Here is a 5,176-nt window from a genome sequence, read left to right as displayed (position 1 = left end):
CCAGTGCACTTCCAGCCTTATGATACAGCCGGGCATCTGTCGGGTAATTGATCGCTTTTTCCTGCACCGTGCTATCCACGTTTACTGCTGTGAGCGATGTCTTTGATACGGTCTGCGTGGCAATTCCTGCTACCACCGTCAGACTTAACATGAATTCACAGCCTGCTTCGCCTATGCGGTCACGAAATCTCGTCATCTGGCTGGGATCGATTGGCAATTCGTGGCGAAAGTATTCTTCTCCACAGATGTATTGCCAATAGGGATTCTCCACCCAGCGTTCCACCACCGTTTCATCCGATTCGTTGAAAGTGTGCTTCAGGTAGTGCAGCCCTACCATCAAGCGGATCGGAATAGCTGGGCGGCCTTCATCTGAATACAGTCGGTCAAACCGCTCTTCTACTACAGACCAGTCAATCTTCCCTGCCAGGCGATACAGCTCGTGGCGCTGGTCCAACATCTGCTCCAGTCTCATGCAAAAAAGATCATCACAGGGGGTGGGTTCTTGCTTCTTTGGCTTCATCAATTCACCAGAAATTAGGGGTCAATAGTATTAATTCCGGCAAATTCCATACCTTTTGAGTATCCCTCAATGCCAATATTTATGCTAGCTTCTATAGTATTTCAGGGGCGACTAGATATGTTCTCGGTGCGTAGTTGTAAAGCACTTAATCCTTGCAATGAGTTTGTAGTGCAATATTCAAAAAAGTCATGGATATATCATTGCTCTCCGATGTCTCAATTTATATCGCTACCAGCTACCAAAGCGATATTGCCAGTTAATTCCAACCGCGTTGAAATCACTGCCAGTACGAACTGAGACACCGGTATTGAAGAAAAGCTTGACCGAGTTATATCGGTTCACAGGTAGCGAAAGCGTCACGCCTGCCCGTGAGTTTTCTAGCTTGCTGCCACTTTTCACACCGTCCACGATGGTCTGCCCACCGGTGAAAAAGGTGCCATCTACCGCAAACCAGATACCATTTCCAAAACTGTAGATAAGGTGTCCCTGCAGAGAATAGACAGGATCCTGCTCGCGAACTCTGCTACCGAGAAAATTGTTGTTTGCTGTGTAAAACTGAATGCTTCCGGCAAGCTCCAGTATCAAAGGCCCCAGACTCTTGGAAATTCCAATCTCTGGCCTGAACGACCAGCGATTGTTACCGATATTGAGAAGCTTGTCTTCGTTATACTGACCGCTAGGCGCAGTCACCTCTACGCTGGCGCCGATAACCGTATCCTGTCGATAATTTTCAAAATCTTTCATAGAAAGCGCAGGCGCGCCAAAGAAATTGACTGAAAAGCGAAATCTTGTGTCGGCAGGTCCAAATACTTCTCGATCTCGAAATTGACCCTTAGCCGTGACGCTGCCCGAAGCCCAAGAAATGGGCTGTACCACATCGAATTTGGCGGACTTGCCAAAGAAATCTAAGGAGCGAGCGTAAGCAAAAAATGTAGAATGAATCTCAACCTTGGTATTCTCAATTGGTAGAGCTGGATCGGTACCCACGCCACCTTGCGTAAAGTTATAGCCTGTAACTAGAAAATTGAGTCCTACAGGCGCATTAGTATAGGTACGCGGTTCGATGACTTGCCCTTTAGCATCTAAAGCAACCAGGAAAAACATCGCTGCTGCAAAACGAACTATCCTTAAGCTTTCATACCGATAAAGCTTACTCATTCGAGTTCGTGGCCAATAAATGAGAACAGTGCGACCAGAAGGCTTCAAGGTAACTCACCGGTGGCAGCAAGCTTTTTAGTCGATTACATCAGGAGTCGGTATATTACCCCAACCCAATAAAAGATTTGATCTTCCAATATGCTTAATCTACTTAGTCGAAAGTAGCCAGCTCCCCTCCATCGATTGCTTAATAAGGTGCTGGTACAGGCATATATGTAACGCCACTGCCCCCATAGGCCTGAGTGTACCAGTTAGAACCACATTGATAGTAGGTCACTCCCTGAACCACAGTCGTGTAGGGAGCGCAGGGTAGACTAGCATAACCCGACGATGGAGGTGCACTGTAAACAACGGTTGAGGATGGCGTCGCTGTTGATTGACCTGCTACATACCCGCCCACCGCACCCAGCGCTGCAGCACCAATCGCCAAAGCTGCAACTTCACCGTCATCCCAGTCATCATCATCATGGTAGTGCCCATGATCATCATAATAGCGCCCCGCATAGCTCTCTCTGGTATCCGCTCTGGCTTGAGCACGCTCAGTGCGTTCCCCTGCCCGTTCAGTCCGTTCCCCCGTTCGCGCGGTTCGTTCCTGCTGGCGAATATCGGTGCGTTCTGTATAACCTCCCTGGCGTCCTTCTCGGGTCTCTGCCCGGCTCGTGGTCCTTGTCTGCGCAGCCTGCGATCGACTGGCTGTTCTTGATGCAGAAGCGGCTTGAGCTCCGGCTCTTCCTGTTGCTGCTCTGGATGAGCCGTATGAGAAACTGCCGCTTGCTGCGGCCCCACTGCGGGAAAAACCAGCACCGGTCGCCCTAGCTCCACCACCGCCCGCCCTTGCACCACCAGCAGATGCTCTTCCACCTCCACCACCGCCTATACGGGCGGCAGCCTCATACACGGTGCTGATAAGAAAAATGAATGCGGCCGTGATAACTGGAATGATTAAGTAAGGTTTGGTTCTCATTTCTGTTCTCCTGTTTGTGCTTCGCTAGCTGGTCCTTCATGTGCAATTTTGGGCAATTGTGCGGCAAAGGCAATCTTCCGCACCCCCTTAGGTGGAGTAAATGCAAAGAGGGTATTTTTGATCTTAGGGTTCAGATTCCAATCGGAAAGTTTCGCCCGGTAATCCGGTTGACCTTCTACATTCTTGTAAGTCAACACTATCTGAAGTGGCAGTGGTTTAGCCCCTTTGATAATCCACACTTGATAATCGACCGTTTCAGTGCGCCCGGCCAAATGATGAACGGGCTTCCCATCAACAACTGTATCTTCCACATAATCGAGTGTTTGAGTGCGGCGATCGAGTTCTTCTGGTAGCCGGCTTGTTAAGAGCATGGCAAGTGGCAATCTCATGCCGAGATCTCTGAGGAAGTACATAACTGCTTCATCAATTCCGCCGATTTTGGTTGTCTGGGCATAAACATCCTCTGCCGGAGTGAACACTGTGATTTCCTTGCCGTCATACAGGACAAAATGTTTCTCGCCATCACTATGCTCCGCTTCTACGCGCAATCCATTAGGGCGATTTACGATAACTTTCCGGTTCTCGCCAAATTCAATCTTCTGACCGGATTCTTGTAGCACTTCATAACTCGCTTTGACGTTAACACTGTACTTCTGTGCCTTTGCCAAAAATTCGGCCATGCGCTTAAGCATATCCCTGGCTGCTGCTTGCTCCTCGGTTAATGGCAAATTTGTTGATGAAATCTTCGAAGGCTCTGACTCCCCCAGCGATTCCTTCTGTGCCCAACCTAATGGGGCAATCAGGATGATCAAATAAAATGTTATCCATATTTTCATTTGTATTTTGCTCTTCATAGTTCGTCTCCTTTAGCTGATAGTTTCGAGCTGCTCAAGGTGTAATCCTGGAGATCTTCGATCCTTGCAAACCCAAACCAGCCATTAAGCCTTGCTGCCCAAATATGAATGCATAAACATCGTCCTTGAGCGTCGTAGTCGTTAACGTCCTGGCAACTCCCGCATCCACAACGACGACACTCGGACCTACACCGATTTCAAATCCCGCGCTGCTATCGAGATAATTAAGTGCCTCATTGTTCATGAAAAACATTGCATAACTAAACGACTGTACTCCAGCTTGCAAACCGTACGAGGCAGCAACAATGTTATAGTAACCAGTTGTCATTCGCCCTTTACGCATAGCGCCCTTTCCGTACTGCGCCCCCGCGATAAATCCTGCCTTGAGAATGTTTGGAAACACCAGAATACCTTTCGCACGTGCCGCTAAATCTCTCGCCTCAGGCGTCGTTTGAAAAAGCTGCGCCAAAGCAATATCGACTTCACGATCGATTTCAACCGCAGCCGCTGGATTAACTTGCTTGCTGCCAGGAGATTCACAACCGATTAGCATCGATGCTGAAACTGTGATCAAAATTAAGCAAATCGTTAATTTGGTTCTCATAGTGATTCTCCTATCGGTTTTGATTTGGTTTTCATACTGACTCCTATGATTTACGCATGCTGCGCTTAAGTTCAACTGCAGCCACAAGCTTGCAATCAAGATCAAATCCAAGAGTGCAGGCACGCTTTGCTTCGAAGTAAAATGCAGTATTGCGAATCATCGCTTCACAAGACTCAAGGCTGAAATTATCTCGCGAGGTAATGTCGTATTCGCTTTGGTGGTTAACAGGTGTACATATCTTTTTAGCCATGTTTTTATCCTCCAATGTCTAAGATGAGGAACATGAAGCAAACGTGCCAAATCCACGCACTAAGCACTCTCATTACTGACTGATTAGTCAGTATTCCTAACTCGATCTGCAAAAGATCCTGATATATAGAAAAAAACAAAAGCACTTTTTATTATGCATTGATATTTCAACAGACTACTGAAATACAATAATTAGTCGCCCCTGAAATACTATAGAAGCTAGCATAAATATTGGCATTGAGGGATACTCAAAAGGTATGGAATTTGCCAGAATTAATACTATTGACCCCTAATTTCTGGTGAATTGATGAAGCCAAAGAAGCAAGAACCCACCCCCTGTGATGATCTTTTTTGCATGAGACTGGAGCAGATGTTGGACCAGCGCCACGAGCTGTATCGCCTGGCAGGGAAGATTGACTGGTCTGTAGTAGAAGAGCGGTTTGACCGACTGTATTCAGATGAAGGCCGCCCAGCTATTCCGATCCGCTTGATGGTAGGGCTGCACTACCTGAAGCACACTTTCAACGAATCGGATGAAACGGTGGTGGAACGCTGGGTGGAGAATCCCTATTGGCAATACATCTGTGGAGAAGAATACTTTCGCCACGAATTGCCAATCGATCCCAGCCAGATGACGAGATTTCGTGACCGCATAGGCGAAGCAGGCTGTGAATTCATGTTAAGTCTGACGGTGGTAGCAGGAATTGCCACGCAGACCGTATCAAAGACATCGCTCACAGCAGTAAACGTGGATAGCACGGTGCAGGAAAAAGCGATCAATTACCCGACAGATGCCCGGCTGTATCATAAGGCTGGAAGTGCACTGG

At 47.7% G+C, this 5,176-nt stretch carries 7 protein-coding genes; 1 reads left to right on the top strand and 6 read right to left on the bottom strand.

Annotated features, from left to right (window positions below):
• The 6 genes from BLV54_RS14310 to BLV54_RS14285 form a co-directional block, all read right to left on the bottom strand.
• Positions 1–520 (bottom strand): transposase (locus BLV54_RS14310; RefSeq protein WP_143032536.1); only part of this gene is annotated, 520 nt, incomplete at its 3' end.
• Between the two features lie 228 nt (positions 521–748).
• Positions 749–1,678 carry a transporter gene (locus BLV54_RS14305; RefSeq protein ID WP_090572281.1) on the bottom strand — a complete coding sequence of 310 codons (930 nt, stop codon included), beginning with the start codon at positions 1,676–1,678 and terminating at the stop codon, positions 749–751.
• Positions 1,679–1,865: 187 nt separating this feature from the next.
• Positions 1,866–2,642, bottom strand: coding sequence for a hypothetical protein (locus tag BLV54_RS14300; protein WP_090572280.1), 777 nt, complete (start codon positions 2,640–2,642; stop codon positions 1,866–1,868).
• Positions 2,639–3,496 carry a DUF2092 domain-containing protein gene (locus tag BLV54_RS14295; RefSeq protein ID WP_218132420.1) on the bottom strand — a complete coding sequence of 286 codons (858 nt, stop codon included), beginning with the start codon at positions 3,494–3,496 and terminating at the stop codon, positions 2,639–2,641. The genes BLV54_RS14300 and BLV54_RS14295 overlap by 4 nt, the downstream gene beginning before the upstream one ends.
• A 34-nt stretch (positions 3,497–3,530) precedes the next feature.
• Positions 3,531–4,100 (bottom strand): lipid-binding SYLF domain-containing protein, encoded by a 570-nt coding sequence (locus BLV54_RS14290; RefSeq protein WP_090572279.1) that lies wholly within the window; start codon positions 4,098–4,100, stop codon positions 3,531–3,533.
• 43 nt (positions 4,101–4,143) lie between these two features.
• Positions 4,144–4,350, bottom strand: coding sequence for a hypothetical protein (locus tag BLV54_RS14285; RefSeq protein WP_090572278.1), 207 nt, complete (start codon positions 4,348–4,350; stop codon positions 4,144–4,146).
• Positions 4,351–4,656: 306 nt separating this feature from the next.
• Between BLV54_RS14285 and BLV54_RS14280 the strand changes: the two genes are divergently transcribed.
• On the top strand, positions 4,657–5,176 hold a 520-nt coding region (locus BLV54_RS14280), incomplete at its 3' end, for a transposase (protein WP_143032536.1).

Source organism: Nitrosomonas sp. Nm33 (assembly GCF_900107265.1).
Taxonomy (GTDB): domain Bacteria; phylum Pseudomonadota; class Gammaproteobacteria; order Burkholderiales; family Nitrosomonadaceae; genus Nitrosomonas.
Note: the sequence above shows the minus strand (reverse complement) of the source record. Positions and strands in the feature narration are given on the sequence as shown.